The organism is Pediococcus claussenii ATCC BAA-344 (assembly GCF_000237995.1).
Classification (GTDB): Bacteria; Bacillota; Bacilli; order Lactobacillales; family Lactobacillaceae; genus Pediococcus; species Pediococcus claussenii.
Window position 1 is genome coordinate 290,795 of record NC_016605.1, and the last position, 17,950, is coordinate 308,744.

General features: G+C 35.4%; 15 protein-coding genes and 2 tRNA genes. 13 read left to right on the forward strand and 4 right to left on the reverse strand.

Features of this window, described 5'->3' with window-relative positions; genetic code table 11:
- Positions 1 to 11 precede the first annotated feature (11 nt).
- Positions 12 to 97, forward strand: a tRNA-Tyr gene (locus tag PECL_RS01375).
- A 3-nt stretch (positions 98 to 100) separates the two neighbouring features.
- Positions 101 to 172 (forward strand) — tRNA-Gln (locus PECL_RS01380).
- A 310-nt stretch (positions 173 to 482) separates the two neighbouring features.
- Here the strand turns inward: PECL_RS01380 and PECL_RS01385 are convergent.
- The 3 genes from PECL_RS01385 to PECL_RS01390 all read right to left on the reverse strand — a co-directional run bounded on the left by PECL_RS01385 (position 483) and on the right by PECL_RS01390 (position 4,482).
- On the reverse strand, positions 483 to 1,916 hold the full coding sequence (locus PECL_RS01385; protein WP_014214800.1) for a multicopper oxidase family protein: 1,434 nt from the start codon (positions 1,914 to 1,916) through the stop codon (positions 483 to 485).
- A gap of 17 nt (positions 1,917 to 1,933) precedes the next feature.
- The gene (locus PECL_RS10205) at positions 1,934 to 2,092 is read right to left on the reverse strand and encodes a hypothetical protein (protein ID WP_014214801.1); all 159 of its coding nucleotides are present in this window, start codon (positions 2,090 to 2,092) and stop codon (positions 1,934 to 1,936) included.
- Positions 2,093 to 2,454: 362 nt separating this feature from the next.
- A complete protein-coding gene (locus PECL_RS01390; protein ID WP_014214802.1) occupies positions 2,455 to 4,482 on the reverse strand; it encodes a cation:proton antiporter in 2,028 nt (675 codons plus the stop codon).
- A gap of 286 nt (positions 4,483 to 4,768) precedes the next feature.
- Between PECL_RS01390 and PECL_RS01395 the strand changes: the two genes are divergently transcribed.
- The 7 genes from PECL_RS01395 to PECL_RS01425 all read left to right on the forward strand — a co-directional run bounded on the left by PECL_RS01395 (position 4,769) and on the right by PECL_RS01425 (position 14,308).
- Positions 4,769 to 6,142: an FAD-dependent oxidoreductase gene (locus PECL_RS01395; RefSeq protein ID WP_014214803.1), complete on the forward strand. Its 1,374-nt coding sequence runs from the start codon at positions 4,769 to 4,771 to the stop codon at positions 6,140 to 6,142.
- A 315-nt stretch (positions 6,143 to 6,457) separates the two neighbouring features.
- Positions 6,458 to 7,300, forward strand: a complete 843-nt coding sequence (locus PECL_RS01400) for a phosphotransferase (RefSeq protein ID WP_014214804.1) — start codon at positions 6,458 to 6,460, stop codon at positions 7,298 to 7,300.
- A 727-nt stretch (positions 7,301 to 8,027) separates the two neighbouring features.
- Positions 8,028 to 9,377 (forward strand): DHA2 family efflux MFS transporter permease subunit, encoded by a 1,350-nt coding sequence (locus PECL_RS01405; RefSeq protein WP_158308527.1) that lies wholly within the window; start codon positions 8,028 to 8,030, stop codon positions 9,375 to 9,377.
- A 4-nt stretch (positions 9,378 to 9,381) separates the two neighbouring features.
- A complete protein-coding gene (locus tag PECL_RS01410; protein WP_014214807.1) occupies positions 9,382 to 9,801 on the forward strand; it encodes a MarR family winged helix-turn-helix transcriptional regulator in 420 nt (139 codons plus the stop codon).
- A gap of 134 nt (positions 9,802 to 9,935) precedes the next feature.
- Positions 9,936 to 11,198 carry a LysM peptidoglycan-binding domain-containing protein gene (locus PECL_RS01415; protein ID WP_014214808.1) on the forward strand — a complete coding sequence of 421 codons (1,263 nt, stop codon included), beginning with the start codon at positions 9,936 to 9,938 and terminating at the stop codon, positions 11,196 to 11,198.
- Positions 11,199 to 11,217: 19 nt separating this feature from the next.
- On the forward strand, positions 11,218 to 11,682 hold the full coding sequence (locus tag PECL_RS01420; protein ID WP_014214809.1) for a hypothetical protein: 465 nt from the start codon (positions 11,218 to 11,220) through the stop codon (positions 11,680 to 11,682).
- A gap of 583 nt (positions 11,683 to 12,265) precedes the next feature.
- Complete coding sequence (locus tag PECL_RS01425) at positions 12,266 to 14,308, forward strand: KUP/HAK/KT family potassium transporter (RefSeq protein WP_014214810.1); 2,043 nt, start codon at positions 12,266 to 12,268, stop codon at positions 14,306 to 14,308.
- A 400-nt stretch (positions 14,309 to 14,708) separates the two neighbouring features.
- Here PECL_RS01425 and PECL_RS01430 read toward each other — a convergent pair whose 3' ends face one another.
- Complete coding sequence (locus tag PECL_RS01430; RefSeq protein ID WP_014214811.1) at positions 14,709 to 15,248, reverse strand: GNAT family N-acetyltransferase; 540 nt, start codon at positions 15,246 to 15,248, stop codon at positions 14,709 to 14,711.
- 99 nt (positions 15,249 to 15,347) lie between these two features.
- Here PECL_RS01430 and PECL_RS01435 point away from each other — a divergent pair, with 99 nt between their 5' ends.
- From PECL_RS01435 to PECL_RS01450, 4 genes are all read left to right on the forward strand, one after another.
- The gene (locus PECL_RS01435; RefSeq protein WP_014214812.1) at positions 15,348 to 15,911 is read left to right on the forward strand and encodes a cadmium resistance transporter; all 564 of its coding nucleotides are present in this window, start codon (positions 15,348 to 15,350) and stop codon (positions 15,909 to 15,911) included.
- 12 nt (positions 15,912 to 15,923) lie between these two features.
- Entirely contained in the window at positions 15,924 to 16,244 is a 321-nt protein-coding gene (locus PECL_RS01440; RefSeq protein ID WP_014214813.1) for an ArsR/SmtB family transcription factor, read from the forward strand.
- A gap of 357 nt (positions 16,245 to 16,601) precedes the next feature.
- Positions 16,602 to 17,441 (forward strand): peptide-methionine (S)-S-oxide reductase MsrA, encoded by an 840-nt coding sequence (msrA, locus tag PECL_RS01445; RefSeq protein ID WP_014214814.1) that lies wholly within the window; start codon positions 16,602 to 16,604, stop codon positions 17,439 to 17,441.
- 33 nt (positions 17,442 to 17,474) lie between these two features.
- Complete coding sequence (locus PECL_RS01450) at positions 17,475 to 17,906, forward strand: hypothetical protein (RefSeq protein WP_014214815.1); 432 nt, start codon at positions 17,475 to 17,477, stop codon at positions 17,904 to 17,906.
- Positions 17,907 to 17,950 lie beyond the last annotated feature (44 nt).

Sequence of the window (17,950 nt, forward strand, 5' to 3'; positions counted from 1 at the left end):
CGACATCTTATGGAAGGGTAGCGAAGTCTGGCTAAACGCGGCGGACTGTAAATCCGCTCCTTCGGGTTCGGTGGTTCGAATCCACTCCCTTCCACCATATTGGGCTATAGCCAAGCGGTAAGGCAACAGGTTTTGATCCTGTCATGCGCTGGTTCGATCCCAGCTAGCCCAACTCAATAATTCAAGCACGTTTGCTGATGTTCAAGAACACGGTAATTGTGCTTTTTTTGTATATTTAAAATTCCCAAGATGTTCTAAAAGGATTAAGTATGGTGCAACTACATTAAATGGTCCCCAGTTTTGACTTCGTGCTAATCATTAGCAATGCAATGAATAGGATTAAATGCCTTGTTAGAAAACACCTCCCAAACGATGAATACGGCATTGTTTGGGAGGTGTTTTCTAATTCCTATGAGACGTTTTGTTCATAGCGATAAAAGCGTTATATAAGGTTTTACATAAAACGATTTAAGTTGGTTTAATTACATTTTATGGTCCATGGGCAATAGATGGTATTCAATAGGATGGTCAGGGTCAAATATTTCGATTTGAGCCATCATACCAGTGTCTTCATGTTCAAGAATGTGACAGTGATACATAAAGACGCCCAGCTTAGTAAAGCGAACCTTGATACGAACTGTTTCATTTGGATTAACGCCAATTGTATCCTTCCAACCGTGTTCGTTAGCATAAATAGCTTTACCATTACGGTCGATTAATTGAAACTGACAACCATGAATATGGAATGGATGAATCATTCCGTTTTCCATATCATTGGTGTTACTGACTTCCCATATTTGGGTTTGGTTAACTTGTTGCCGAGTGTCAATGCGTTGCATATCAAATAGTTTTCCGTCTAAGCGGACCTGATCATCCATGCCGGACATAACCGTCTTAAATACTGGAGTTTGATCATCAGTATCTAAGTGGTCAAGTATGGCTAACGGCGATGGAAGTTTGATATCTTGAGGTTTAAATGATCTAATTCGGAATTTTAGTAATGTATGGTCATCTGTTAATAAGGTTACTGTTTGACCAGCTTTATAATTTGAAAAGTTAACTAAAATATCGGCCCTTTCAGCACAAGTTAACATTATGCGATCAAGTTCAACAGCGTCTGGAAGGAGGCCTCCGTCGCTACCAATTTGGGTAAATGGATGCTGATCTTCAAAATGTAGCCGCCATTCTCGACGATTTGATCCATTTAAGAATCTTAAACGAATAATGGGTGTAGAGACGTCAATGTATGGATTAGTTGTTCCGTTTACTAGTGCATATTTACCAAGTGTTCCATCTACATCATAATCAGCAGTGTAAGATAGTTGGTTGTTATGGAAACTACGGTCCTGTAGAACAACTGGGAAATCATTAACTCCCCATTCACTGGGAAGGGATAAACTTTTTTCATGCTCATCTGAAATAATGACTGGTGCAGCTAGCCCGTTCCATACTTGTCTCGCAGTATTTGGGCATGGATGTGGATGTAACCAGATGTTCGCAGCTGGCTGATCAACGGTAAACGTAATTTTACGCTCACCATGTGGCATAACTGGAGCATGAGGTCCTCCATCTTCATAAGGTCCGACAATATTTAAACCGTGCCAGTGAAAGGTTGTAACTTCAGGTAACTCATTTTTAAGAGTAACGTGGTAAGTTTTACCAGTTTCAAAAGGAATCGCTGGTCCCAACAGACTGCCGTTATATCCCCAAGTTTTAGTCTTATCTCCCGGTAAAATTTGTGTTTCACCAGCCTGTGCGGTTACGGTATAGTATATATCGTTGTTTTCAATTTTATCAGGCTTTAGAATTGGCGGAACGGCTAATGGATGATCTTCTCCAGGGGCCTTTTCCAAGTTAATATATCCACCGTCATGATAATCATACGCATTTTCGTCATAAAAATATTTTGAAATCATTTTTACCCTCCCGATCACTAAGATCTAAGTTGATCAATTAAACAAATTACAGACTCAGTAAGCATCCCCGCTGCCATCACGTACATAGCTAACATTGATTGGTTAGTAGCAACTAGATAAAACAAAAATATGTAAACGATAACAAACAGAACAGAAATTAATTTTGATTTTCGCATAAATTTCCTCCTTACAATATAATTAGAACAGTTCTAAACTAACTCCAAACTCTAAAAAAGTAAAGCAAAGTAAACGATTTTTTCATAATTAGATGTTAATAATATTTACAAATCTCATATAAAGAAGCAATTATATTAAGACATTGGCAAATTATTATTGATAATCTTAGAGAGATTTTAACATAGTAGCTAAATAAATTGGCGTAGTATCTATTAATTGGAATTAGGTTCTTAAATGTCTCTTGTACCCATTAATTTGTTTTAACTCTAATTTGATTCAATTTTACTATATTTCAAAAGGCCACTAACCGAGAATTTTAACTTGGTTAGTGGCCTTTTTGAACGGAATTAAAGCAATTTAATTACTTATCATATCGTTTTATTTCGTAGTTTTGAGTATAAACTGAATCATTTTGGATCAATGCCATCTGGTCATAAATAATGTGTTCCTGCAGCGCTTCTGCCGTATCCATTCCAATTTTTCCATCGCGAATGGTATTCTGTAGGAATTCAAATTCGGCATGAAAAGCTTCTAGAAATAATTGGTAGAATATTTTAGGGTTAGGAGTGGATTGATACATCCGACGGTGGCGTTCCCGGTAAAAGGATCGTACGTCATGTAATTCCAGGCTTACAGATTGTCCATGGAACTTTTCCTTTAATGCGCTCATTACGGCATCAAAGCCAACTTTTTCAATTGACATAATATCTTCATCGTGTGATTCAAATTGGTTAACCCAGTAGAATTGTTCCGCAAGAAGCGGCGATGTTAGAAACATTTCTTGTACAGAATTGATGTCACGATATAACTTGCCGATATTAAATCCAAACCTAAAACGCAATAGTAGATTAGTTAACGGGCCACCAGTAACGGTCTTGAAACTTAACGCTAAAAATTCTAAGTAATATTTATGCTCATCTTGGGTTATCTTTTTTTCTGAAAGCAATTCATTAACGGCATTGATTTCTGCCTTGTATGCAAATCTGTAAATTTGGTGTCGTTCGCGTCGGTTTACAAATTTATGCGCGTGTAGTTGCTGACTTAAAGCATCAACCACAATATCAGACTCAACTTGATGCTCTTTTTCTTTTCGAACGGTATTCATCGCAACCATGATCATTTCACGAACCCACTTGTCAACTGGTTTGATTAGATCCTTATTTTTTTTAGGCCGTGTTGGTTTAGGCACTGTAACTGCAGCAATAGTTAAACTTACAATAATAACAACGGAAATAATAAATATCATGGAGTTTCTATTCACTACAGAATTTTCGTTAATTGATTTCGGAAGAAGGAACGCAAGAGCCAACGAAATTGTCCCACTAGCGCCACTTAAAGCCATAATCCAGCTGTCTTTCCATCGACTTGCGCTAGGAATGTGCATCCACACAAGATACCGGGTCCATAATAAGCGAATGACAAATTTTACGGTGTAAATAGACAAAGCAATCATAACTAGAAGAAAGAGAAGATTGTGACCAGTATTTAAAATACCAATAATAATTGTTGGCAAAGATATTCCAAGTAGAATAAATATCACACCAGTAAGTGCTTGTTCGATGATTTCCCAAGCATTAGAGCGGACAAGCTGCATACGACTAGAGGTTAATTGGAGATTATCATTTTCAGATCCTTGAATTAAGCCAGCAGCCACAACGGCTAAAATTCCAGAAAATCCAAAACCATCAGCAACAAAGTATGCGATAAAGGGAACGATCATTTCAATTGAGACCATTACGAGTGGACTATCATCTCCAAGCGAAATCAACAATGAACGTATAGCATGAATAATTACTCCAATGATGACTCCAAATAATAATCCACCGCCAAACTCAATTAAAAATGCAACCAAGGCGGCACCGATTGAAAATGTTCCGCTTAGATACATTGCAACGGCAATGTTTAATGTAACAAACCCGGTTGCGTCATTAAATAGGGACTCATTTTGTAAAATAATGTACGGAATTTGAAGATTTTTATTTGGAAATGAGAACGCACTAACAGATGTTGCATCGGTTGGGGTTACGATGGCAGACAGTGCAATCACTAGTGCGAGCGGAATAATGCTAAAAATTGAATGGACAACTATTCCGACGCCGATAACTGTGAAAATCACTAACATAATTGACAAAGAAAAGATGTTGATTGCACCTCTTCCAATCCAATAGCGAGAAGCAGACTGAGCGTCATTATACAGGAATGGAGCAACTATTAAGAACAGAAATAAGGTTGGATCAAAAGTGAAATGTTGATAAAGTGGCAACATTGAAAAAAGCATTCCGACAACAATGAACACGATTGGAAGTGGAATAGCTTTAATATGATTTTGAATCATAATTGAGGCCACGACCCCAACTAAAAGTATTATTGGAAAAAAAGTTTCAACCATGATAACTCCCCACAGATGTTAGTAATATAGACTACTTTAGATTCTAATTGTAAAAAGAAGATTTTACCACTAAAAGTGATTTATTTACGTATTTGCATAAATAAATTATTGTTCTTGGATCAAAAAAAATTATACTTGCTTTTAATTTAGAATGATTTTAAACTGTATCTGTGGTCGGAGAATTTTTATTCATTGGAATTATCTAGTTAGAAGAATTATACTAACGTTGAAATCGGTTTCAATGAATCGGAATCGATCGCTTAAAAACACAGGGAGGTTATTAGGTATGGCAAACTCAAAGACAAAAGTAGTAGTGGTTGGTGCATCACATGGTGGGCATCAATCTGTATTGGAGTTATTAAATAAGTATGACAACTTAGATATTACGCTTTTTGAAGCAGGTGATTTCGTTTCATTTATGTCATGTGGAATGGAATTATATCTTGAAAATAGCGTTACCGACGTTAACGATGTTCGCAACTTTAGACCAGAGTTATTTACAGAACAAGGTGTTAAAGTTTTAAATAATCATCAAGTCAATCGAATTAATGCTGATCGTAAAACTATTACAGTTCTTGATACAAAAACAAATCAAGAACGTGAATACGAATATGATAAGTTGATTTTAAGTTCGGGAGTTACGCCAAATAGTTTGCCAATTCCAGGAACTGATTTGGAAAATGTGTTCTTAATGCGTGGTTACGATTGGGCAACGAAGATTAAATCAAAACTTGAAGATCCAACAATTAAGAATGTCACTGTGATTGGTGCGGGATACATTGGAATTGAAGCTGTTGAAGCAAGTGTTAAGGCGGGAAAGAACGTAACCTTACTTGAAGTAATTGATCGACCACTTGGAACATATCTAGATTCTGAAATGACAAATATTTTGCAAGCACATTTGGAAGAACAAGGTGTTAAAGTGGTAATGAACGCTAATATTGAAGGCTTGGAAGGAAAACATAGTGTAGCCTCAGTTCGTACTGCAGACTTTGAATACCCAAGTGACCTTGTAATCCAGGCAGCAGGAATTAAGCCAAATACTGATTGGCTGAAGGGAACTATTGACCTAGATAATCGAGGATGGATCAATAATAATGAGTATTTACAAACGAATCTACCAGATGTTTACGCTATTGGGGATGCTACTTTGGTATATTCAATTGCAGCTGAAAAAAAGGTTCCGATTGCTTTGGCTACTGTAGTTCGTCGTGAAGCACGATACGTAGTTGAACATTTATTTGAAAAGGTTCCTTCTGTACCTTTTAAGGGTGTTGTAGGATCCTCAGCTTTAAGTGTGTTTGACTATCACTTTGCAGCAACGGGGCTGAATAGTTTTACAGCTGCTAGATCAGGTGTTGAGACTAAGGCTGATTTTTATCAAGATACTTTGAGACCTGCTTACGTACCTGAATCAAATAATCCAAAAGTATACGTTCAATTATTGTTTGACCCAGCTACACATCGAATCTTAGGTGGTGCTGTACTATCGAAGTACGATATAACGGCACAAGGTAATGTGTTAGCGTTGGCGGTTCAACAGCGCTTGACACTCGAAGATTTAGCGGACGCGGACTTTTTCTTCCAACCAGGATTTGATCGACAATGGAGTCTATTAAATTTAGCGGCACAACACGCGCTAAAGGGACCAAAGTTTTAAAAAACAGAGAGTGAAACAACCCGGGTAGCTTATGAGGATTGCAATGGGGTGCTCTACAAGAAATGCTTATTCTGACAACTTTTCTATTAATCATTTGTTTAAAACCAATTTCTTTATTTTTAATATTGTAATTAATATTTTACCAAGAACTGTATTGCCTAGTAGACGACGAATACAAATTACAGGAATTCTTTTCCATTGTTACCTGTTTTCTTTCACCATGGCCGATTAGATTCTTCTATTTTTCAAAATATGGATTCGGACGTAATCAAGATAAATTGTTGATGAAAAGTTCAAAAAATAAGAGGTTACAAGATGAATGATAAACTAAGTCTAGTTTTAGAAATAACAAATATTCATCCGCAAAAAGTTATTCATTTTAGTGATAATTTTGCAGAAGATGCGTTTGGCATACAATTGGGCGACTCTGAATGGTACTTTGTAAAAATATTTAATTCTGGCAAGAATTATAGAAGGGAACGAATTGTGACTGAGAGCTTTGAAGAAGCTGGACCTGTATTATACGCAGGCAAGCTTCATGCGGATCGGTATTTCATGATTAGACCATTAATTGTAGGAACCCCATTACAAAGTAGTGGAATTGATGAAAAGACATCATACGAATTAGGTTATATGCTAGGTAAATTTCATACTATCTCAATGCCGAAAAATAAGATTGTTGAACAAAGTGTTGATTCGATATTTTATAGATGGTTTGAAAATTCACAACAGTTTTTTACACAAGCAATTAATGACCGACTTATTCAAAAATTTGATGCAAGTTTTACTAAGTATAAGAACGATTCGTTGGCAATCACACACATGGATTTTCGCATTGGCAATGTGATAAAAAATATAAACGGATTACACCTGATTGATTTTGGTTCTGCGAAATATACCGATAATTTTTTTGACTTTGTCAAAATTCGAAAAGAGCTGAAAACTCTATCACTTAAGAATTGGGTCGCGTTTAGTCATGGGTATAACAAGGTAATAGACATTGATTTAATAAATCCAGAGGTACAGAAAAAAATAGATTTTTTTCAGTTTGCTCATGGAATTGGTGGGCTATCATTTTCTAGCAGAAACGTTGAGGAAAACTCACAATTTATTAAACAGAATAAGAAAACGGTATTGGCATTTTTAGACGAGAGTTAAATGTGTCAAAACTAATGGTTTTTATAGTGAATGCGAAGTATTGGAAGACACCGTAGTAAAAAGAGTTGCGTTTCCTTTAAATTTTGAAAAAAGAGGTTATCGAATATTACACGGTTTTATATCAAATTAGTCTCCGCGAGGCACCAATTTATGATCTTAAGGCAGACAAAGACGAATGAGTTAGTTTATATCGATTAAGATAAGATAGGTTGCAACTCTGTTTTAGCATTTTAAATTGAATTTATTAAAGCCCCTCAAGATTGGACACAAGCCAATCTTGAGGGGCTTTAACGATTTATAATCATTTTTTGTTCCGGTTTGTAAAATTTGTTAGAAATTTAAAAGGCCCTTATATATAGGTGTCACCACTAATTTCTCGGGTAACACTAATGTAGATAGAGAAATTGAAGATTATTTTCCTGAGAAGTTTTTAAATGACATAAAAAATGATGGAACTAGACGTTTTATAAAAGCAAAGAATTCTACTGCTAATGCTAAATAAATGGGTAAAAATGATTTTTCGTTATTTATTGGTACTTTGACTAAGGCTAATCTTGATCATTTCCAAGGATTTAATTCACTTTTTGAAGTATTTAACAGCATTAAAGACGAATACTTGGGACGAATTGTAAGTATTTTTCCCACATTAGATGAATGAATTGTTGAAATTAAATGCAAATGAATGTATTATAGATTAACATGCATTTGCATGCAACGGAGGAAAAGAATGACAAAGAAAAAAAGAACAGTTATTGCAACAATTTTATTATTAACAGCATTTACGGCGTTATTAAATCAAACCGTAATGATTACCGCTTTACCAGTTATGGCTCGAACGTTGCATATATCGTTGAATTTAGCACAGTGGTTAACTGCTGGATATGTCCTGATGATTGGATTGACTACACCTCTTTCAGCAAATTTAGCTGAAAAATTTTCGAGTAGACAACTTTTTTTAGGGATTGTTAGTTTATTTATCGTTGGAACAATCATCGGACCCCTAACTAATTCATTCTATATAATTTTGCTTGGAAGATTATTACAGGCGATGGCAGGGGGCGTACTAATTACTTTTGTAATGGTAAGTATGCTCGCCATTTACCCACCACAAAAGCGTGGGACAGTTATGGGATTCGTTTCATTGGTTATTTCAGCTGGGCCCGCAATTGGCCCAAGTTTATCAGGACTTGTAATTAACTATTTGTCTTGGAAATATTTATTCTATTTGGTATTAGTTATTATGATTTGTTCATTACTTGCTGGATTTTTATGGTTACCAAATTATTCGGAGAAACAGGATGTTAAGATTGATTTTAAATCTGTAATTAGTTCGATTGTCGGAATGGGACTAGTATTCAGCAGTATTACAGTTTTTGAACAGAATTTTAATGTTGCACTTGCAATGTTAGTTATAGGATTAGCTATTACTGCATACTTTTTACGGCGTCAAACAGTGTTGGATAAACCACTTTTAAATATAAGGCTATTCAAGCGCCCAAGTTTTCTTTTGATGATTATTGCAACGATGCTTGTTTTTGCCATATTAATGGGAACCGAAGCTTTAATTCCAATTTTTATTGAAAATGTGATCCATCAGTCTAGTTTGCTTGCTGGATTAGCGATGCTTCCTGGCGCAGTTGCGAATGCCATAATGGCGCCACTTGTCGGCCGATATTATGATGGTCACGGGCCTAAGTTACCTATTTTAAGTGGCTTGATTTTATTAATACTATCGTCAATCCCATTTCAAACGATGAATGAACAAACAAGTGTTATGTGGATTATTACAATTTATATTGTGAGAATGCTTGGAATTTCAATGATTATGTCGGTTACTACGACTGAATCCTTAAAAGGGTTGGCAACATCTCAAATTGGATATGGAACTGCTTGGAATAATACTTTGCGTCAAATTAGTGGGTCAGCCTCGAATACAATTTTGATTGTTATAGCATCCCTTCCAGCTAGTTTAATGGTTGGATTTCATGTTGCAATGTCGATTATATTTGGTGCAACATTTTTGTTATTATTAGTCTGTAGTTTGTATTTGTTTAAATTTTATACAACAGAAGGTTAATAAAATGGATCTTAGTAAGATAGAAAAATGGATTTCAATATACAATCGTGCAGTTCGAGAGTGGATAAATATTCAATTAAAGGATGTACCTGAATTGAATGATAGCAACTATTATTATGTTTTACTGGTATTTGAAAATCCAGGTGTTTCACAAAAAGACCTTATTAAAGGTATTTATCGGGAACAAAGCATTGTAACCAAGGCAATTAAATTTTTAATTGAACATGGTTGGTTGCGACGTGAAAAAAATGCTCAAGATCGACGTAAATCTAAAATATTTGTGACAGAAAAGGGACGGAGTAATTATCAATTTTTGAAAGGAATTGCTAGTGGTGCCAGTGAGTTTGCAACTCAAGGACTAAGTGAGAATGAAGCTATGCAGCTACAGCTCCTAATTAAAAAAGCAACAAAACCAATTCTTTAATGTATAAGTGAGATAGTGATTTTAATTTGTACAGTAAAAATTAAAAAATTCTTTCTAATTCTGATTGTTAATCGTCACCAAGTATACTAAAATGATTATGGGGAATTAATTAATTTTAATACAGGAGAGTAGACATGAATAGAAACCGAATTTTAGGTTTTGCTTTAATGAGTGGGATTTTGTTAACACCGCTAGCTTTGAATACTACAAACGCATTGGCTGATAGTTTTTATGGTAGTCAATCTAATGCAGAGCGTGCGGACATAACTAATTGGGTTGCTAATACGCCACAACAAATCAGTAACAATATTGCTGCACAACATATTGATGTTAATAGCTCAAACGAGAATCGGTATGTGATCCAGTGGGGTGACACATTATCTGGTATTTCTGCGGCAACTGGTATTTCAGTTCAAAAACTCGCGTACGATAACAACATAAAAAATATTGATTTAATATATGCTGGGGATGTTTTGCTTTTGAATCGTAACGGAACTGTGCCAACTGACTATAGCTATTATGGGGATGGTACTTATGTTGCGATGACGAAAGTTGAAATTAACTTATTCGTTGATAATTCTGAAACAGTTAACATTAATAATTCGCCCGTTGTTAATATAGATAACAGTAAAAATACATTTAAGCCGGCTGAAAATGCTGGGAAAGAAAACGTAACAACTTCGGGTGAAGCTACTGATAGTTCATCCAATAGTTCAATTGAAAGTTCAACTACCAAGGATAATGAGTCTAAGAGCCACAAAGACAAAGACAAGAAGTCGGATGATACTGAAGAAATGTCCATGTCCGATTTTAAAGATGAAGTTGAAAATGATATTAATAACCATCTGAATTCTGGAAGCATTTCATTTGAGGACAGCGATTCGAGTGATTCAAGTGACTCTACTAGTGATGATACTAAGACTGAAAAAGTTTACAGTAGCGATCAGTCCGTTAAAACAGACAGTAAGAAGTTAACGAGTGATAACGCTGATGCTGTAGCTAAAGAAATTGCTGAAAAGCTTGATTCTGACGGAAAGACTTCTGATTTATCTGATGCAGACAGTGCAGTTTTAAGTTTGTCTGCTGATGGGGACAAGTTCCAATTTAATATTACCTCCACTACTACCAAAGATGAAGATTCTTCAAGTAGTGATAGTGATTCTTCAGACAGCTCGGATAGCAGTGACAAGTCTTCAAAGGATACCGATTCTAATGATGATAATGATTCAGATTCAAATACGGAGTCGGATAAATCTAGTGACGAACAAAAAGACGATACGGATTCAAGTTCAGAGAAATCTAAGGATACTGAAGAACAGGATCATCATGATGCTGATCAATCATCTTCAAACGATCAAGCAGCTACCAATAGTAATTCAGATGATAGTGACAAATAGTTTGAAGGAGAATTAGAAGATGAAGAAAAAGATTTGGATTGTACTTGGGATTATCGTGGCATTGTTATTAGTTATTGGTGGTATGTATTTTCATATGAGTAATGCGGTTGCAAAAGACGTTCAGGGGAACACGTATCGTTATCAGAGTGTTTCAGGCGATAAGGCCTTATATGTAACTTTTGAACGCGAAGGAAATAAAGTAGTAGTAAATCCAAACAAAAACACGGCATTAAGTGCTGCAAAGAGTCAGTCAGCATTTAATACTGAATATAGTAGTCAAGAAAAGGATGGAACATGGAATTATAAGGCCCAAGGAAATAAGCTGACCCTAGCCAAAAAGGTTGGAAATCAAGTTTCACAGTGGCAATATAATGACATTTTATCTATTAAGAGTAAGTTTGTATCCTTTAATTTTACCTATCAGATTGCTAAAGCTGGTCAAGGGGTTGTAAAGAACAGAACGGTATTTGATAAGGTTAACTAGCAATGCCTTTCGGCTTATTACTATTTCCTATAAAAAGAACGCTTAAACGATGACTTAGCCATTGTTTAAGCGTTTTTTGTGATAGTTATCAATTCAAATTACTAAATCCCGTTAATAAGTTTCCGGCGTATTTCCTCGATCGAAACACTTGAAATCTCTGTACAGTCGCTGAGTATAATTATTGCAGCGAAAAGCCCAATAAAAAGCGGCAGAAGTAAACCAAACAACATAACACAATTAACTGAATGATAAGTTATAAATACTAGGTAATGATTTATCTTTCAGTGGCCCACTTTTCGCATGAGTATCAATGACATATTAACAAAAAAATCAGTAGTCACTTCGTACAATAATATTGCTTTTTATCCAATAACAATTTAAAATTTGTTTTACTTAACGGTTAAATGAGGTTTTTCGTGTAATATAGGTGATTTAGAAAAGCAATTATGGCTAAGATGGCACTTTATAAAGTGTGATTTAATGTGACTATAGTCATCAAAAATAAATTTGAATTTTTTTGAATAACGTATATTATTAGTCAGGTTAAGGTTGTTTTTAAATCAATATTTAAGAGGAAAAGACTATGAGTTTATCTAAAAGTATTCATAAAAAAAGTTTTTTCGGAATGCTGATTACATTGGGAATTGTGTATGGTGATATTGGCACATCTCCATTGTATGTTATGAATGCGATTGTTTCTGATGCGGGTAAATTTGGCAATGCCAAGCCGGAATACATCATTGGATCAATTTCTTTGATTTTCTGGACGTTAATGTTAATTACTACGATTAAGTATGTAATTATTGCAATGAAAGCAGACAATAACCACGAGGGTGGTATTTTTGCATTATACGCACTGGTTAGAAAGCGTGGTAAGTGGTTAGTTGTACCGGCTTTAATTGGTGGGGCGGCTCTTTTGGCTGATGGAACGCTAACTCCGGCCGTTACCGTTACTTCGGCTATTGAAGGCTTAAAGGGTAGAACAATTGGTATGATTAACATTTCAAACTCACAAATGATGGTGTTAATTAGTGTGTCTATAATTTTATTTGTTCTATTTTTGACACAAAGGTTCGGAACGGCAGCGATTGGCCGTTCATTTGGTCCCATTATGCTTTTATGGTTTGTCTTTCTTGGCGTAGCTGGTGTTATAAATATTGGCCCTCACTGGGATATTTTACGTGCAATTTCTCCACTATATGCGATTGAGATTTTATTTAGCCCGGTCAATAAAGCCGGAATATTTATTTTAGGAAGTATTTTCCTTGCTACCACTGGTGCAGAAGCATTGTATTCTGATATGGGTCACGTTGGAAAGGCCAATATTTATTGGACATGGCCATTTGTTTTTGCAATGTTGATGTTGAATTATTTTGGACAAGGGGTTTGGATGTTAAACAATTATAATAATCCAGCATTTACACATATGAGTGATATTAATCCCTTCTATGAAATGGTTCCACAAAATTTTCAACTATTCGCAATCATTATTGCGACATTAGCAGCGGTCATTGCCTCTCAAGCACTAATCACTGGATCCTTTACCTTAGTAAATGAGGCAATCATCCTCAAGTTCTTACCTCGTTTGAAAATTACACATCCGAGCAAAATTCGAGGCCAAATTTATATTGGCGGAGTTAACTGGATTTTGTTCGTACTAACCATGGGTATTGTTTGGTTCTTCCAAACATCTCAGCATATGGAAGCTGCATACGGTTTGGCGATTACGATCACAATGCTAATGACAACCATGTTATTGTACGAATTTATGCGCCAGAAATTTTCCTTTGGTGCTGGCTTGGCCGTGTTACTCGGCTTTGGAACTCTTGAATCTGTATTCTTGATTGCTAGTTTGACAAAGTTTATTCATGGGGGTTATTTAACATTATTATTAACGTTACTCATTTTGTCAGTAATGTATGTCTGGTATTTCGGAAACAAGAGGCGTGAATCGTATGTTCGTGACAGTGAGTATGTATCATTGACAGACTACGTTGAACAGTTGCAAAGTTTGAGTCATAATCAACATTTTCCAATATATGCAACTAATCTTGTATATTTGGCAAAAGTACTTCCAAATGATAAGTATCGTGTAAAACGTAATGTAGTCTCTTCGATTCTTGATCAACAGCCCAAACGTGCAAAAGTATATTGGTTTGTAACGATTAATGAGACTAATGAACCATTTGATAGTTACTACACAGTTGATTTAATGGGAACCGAAAATGTTGTTAGTGTGCAGTTGTACCTTGGATTTAAGAAAAATCAAAATGTGAATAGCTATTTACGACAAATTATTCAAGATTTGATTAGTGAGAATGTTATAGAGACACAAAAGACTTGCTATGGCACGAATCTGAACCGAACAGTTGGTGATTTTAAGTACGTTATTATAAGCCAACAATTAGTTGATCTGGGGTCTAATCCAGAAGTTAAAAGATGGGATCAACTTCTAATTGGAGGTAGGGTATTATTGCAAAATATAACAACTTCACCAGCTATTTGGTACGGCTTAGAGTACAGTACGGTAGCAGAAGAAACTGACCCGCTATTCACATATCGAAAGTATGACATTATGTTTAAACAAAGACGCATTATCAATTGGAAACATAAGATTAAAAAGTAATTGTGGAATAAAGTTAATTAAGAGATAGCTTTTACCTAAAAATTAATAAATACGAAATAGAGTATGAAACGACTAAATAAATAGTCTAATTCATACTCTATTTTTGAATTCTAGATAGTGACTTTAAAAAGATGATTTATATCTCAAATATGCTAATTAATTATTCTTTAATAGTGGTTTACGGTTAGAAATTGCCGTCTACTCAGTTTACCAAAATATCGTCGATCAAATTTTGGCGAGTGCGTAAATTGAGCTCTGAATATTACAATAACGGGGATTACCACCAAACATTCGTCCCATATTTGATGTTTAAGTATGCTTTTCCTATTATGGCGTTTTATGGGTGATTTATAATATAGCTTTAATTACAACGATAAACGTTAGCGCTTTTTGTTAAAAATTAAATACCAAAAGAAGCTTGGTATTCAAGTGTTCCAGAAATATTATCTAAATTGTGTGGCTGGAGCTCTTTCATCATGAAAAATTTATTATCAACATCAAACGGTGCGTTTATATCAAAAGTACTGGCTGGAGCATACCCAAATCGACCGTAATAAGCAGGATCGCCTAGAATGCTAATTGCTAAAAGTCCAAATTTGGTGGCGCGCTGTTCTAATTCGTGTAGTAAAAGTGTACCGACACCTTGTTTTTGGAAGTTAGGTAAAACAGCAAGTGGAGCTAGAACTCCTATTTTTTGAGAAATCGTGGCAGAAGAATTCTTGATTTTAGCTGTAGAAAGCATGGCATGACCTATAACTTGCGTCTTATCTGAAACAGCGATGATATCGAAGTCAGGTATATAAAGTTTTTCATTACGCAACTTTGTGATTAAAAGATGTTCAGTACCATCGGAATGATCTGCTTTTGCAAAGGCCTTTTTTTCAATCTGAACTGTTGTACTGTATTGGTCTGGTGAAATTGATTTAATTGTGAATGACATAAAAACTCCTTTTTGTTTATTGTAACAAGAATATTGACTTAGTAGTTAATTGAATATATGATAAGTGTATCATATATCATATAAGAAAGAAGACTTAGCATGAATTTTGGTTTACTTACAGCAACATTTATAGGGGTTAACCTTGATTTCTTTATTATCTTATTATTCTTGCTAAAAGAATTTAAGTTATCACGCGTCATGATCGGGTATTTGGCTGGTGTAGTTTTATTGATGAGTTTGAGCTTTGGAATTGGGAAAACGCTGGAATTGTTTGCGCCTGAGTGGATTTTGGGTGTATTAGGTTTTATTCCAATTTACATGGGGTTACGAGATGATGATGACGATACAAAAATCCATGATTCGGAATCGCAAATTTGGAATGTATTTATAACATATTTGGCAGTATGTGCTGGATGTAATCTTTCGATTTTTCTACCGGTACTGATTGGGGAAACATTTACTAACTTCGTTTTAACATTAGTTTATATTGGGGCTTTGACGATATTGGCCGTTTTACTAATTAAATGGCTTGGAAGTAATAAGTACGTTGCTGGGTTCATGGACCATTACGGCGAAGTTTTAATGAAAATTTGCTATATTGGAGTAGGTATATACGTGCTATTTGATAGCGGATTTATTATGCACATCATTCATCTATTTTAAGGACTGGTAGTAATGCAAAAGAAGATTAGTGAACAAGAAATGGAAGAAACTGTTCGGATTTACAAACTGTTAGGGAATCCGTTGAGAATTAAAATTTTATATTTTTTGGAAAATAACCAGGCAGATGTATCAACAATTGTTAGTGAACTGGGTGTTGATCAATCGGCTGTATCACACCAGTTAGCGTTGTTAAAGAAGCATCAGTTAGTAGATAGTATAAAAAAAGGAAAACATGTTTATTATGAGCTAGATGACCCGCATATTCTTAGAATAGTGGATGATACGTTGGCACACGTAGCGCATGTTATTTTAGGAAGACCCCACCCTTATTAATAAAAGAGAGAGAGGAAAAAGGCGGTTAACCACCGAGTATTAGCAGGGTTCAACATTATGACGGGTTAGGTCATGAAGTTGAAGCAAGCTAAACGGAGGAGGTTGTCTTTTGTAACTCATTTCAGAAAGAGAGAGAGGAAAAAGGCGGTTAACCACCGAGTATTAGCAGGGTTCAACATTATGACGGGTTAGGTCATGAAGTTGAAGCAAGCTAAACGGAGGGGGTTGTCTTTTGCAACTCATTTCAGAAAAAGAGAGAGGAAAAAGGCGGTTAACCACCGAGTCAATCTTATTAATTGAAGTAAAACTAATTCCAACGTACAATCCAGTCAGCATACTAAAGAGTGGGATGATATGATGAATTTGAAACGGGAAAATATTGAAAGCAATATTTACAATCTTATTTTAAATCCGCACACACGAGAATGGGAGCGCGAACAGTTAAAAACTGTCCAAAATGGTATTAGTAGTGGGATGAATTTTAATGTTGAGATTGATAAACTAGAGGCTATCCTACGACCTTTGGCTGTGCGGAATAACTTAACACCTGATGTAACCGATTTTTATAATCAGATTACGGGAAAGCAATCGGAAACATCGGTTTTTGATTTAAGTCGACATTATGCTAAAGACGAACCTTATCAAGAACGGGCAATTTTTGCAGGAGGCTGTTTTTGGTGTATGGTGGAGCCCTTTGAAAAAAGAGCAGGGATTGTTGCAGTTTTCTCAGGATATACCGGTGGGCATGTAGACAATCCGTCCTATGAACAGGTAACAGGTCAATATACAGGTCATGTAGAAGCGGTTGAGATTATTTTTGATAAACGCGTTGTGTCATATCAGGATTTAGTGACTTTATATTGGCAACTTACAGATCCGACCGACGAAAGTGGGCAGTTTGCGGATCGAGGAGATAGTTATCGACCAGTTATTTTTGTTAAGGACCAAGAACAGCGTGAGATCGCAGAGAAATCAAAACAGGAGTTGGAAAATGCTGGGATGTATACCAAGCCGATCGTAACACGGATTGAACCAACTGCTAAATTTTGGCCAGCAGAAAATTTTCATCAAGAATTCTATAAGAAGAACCCAAAACGATACCAGCATTTAGAAAGAGAGCGAACTCAGTTTTTACGTTATCTTCGTTTTAAGGGATGGTTTAAAATGAACCTAAGAAGGTTTAAGGTTATTAAGTAAGATGTAATTTATAAAACGAATACGGGTGACGACATGAATGCTTTACGAATTGTGGTTTATAGTGCGCTATGGGCTTTAAATATTGGATTGTTGCTATTAATTAATGCATCCCATTTCAATTTTGAATTGATTTTATTTGCCTTAACCATTCCGATTGCAACGCTCTTTTTTATTCTTATCACAAGGCGAGGCAACCCTAGTAATGATTTAACAACGTCCTTTTGGTCATTTAACATCAATGAATTTAATTTCTGGGAGAAAGCGTTAATCGTTGTTGCGATTGTTTCGTATCTTGTTCCTTTAAAAATTGCTCTTTGGATCACGGCGCTCGTTGCAATGATTTTAATTGGTGATCGATTGAAGCGTAAAAGAATCGGAATCACTGGTAGTAACATGTTTAGGCTGCTATGGCAGTTGTTAATATTTAACCTGTTTTTTATGATGATTTTTTTAGGTGTTAAATAAAATACAATGTTAATTACATTTGAAAATTCCCTTGACATTAAATA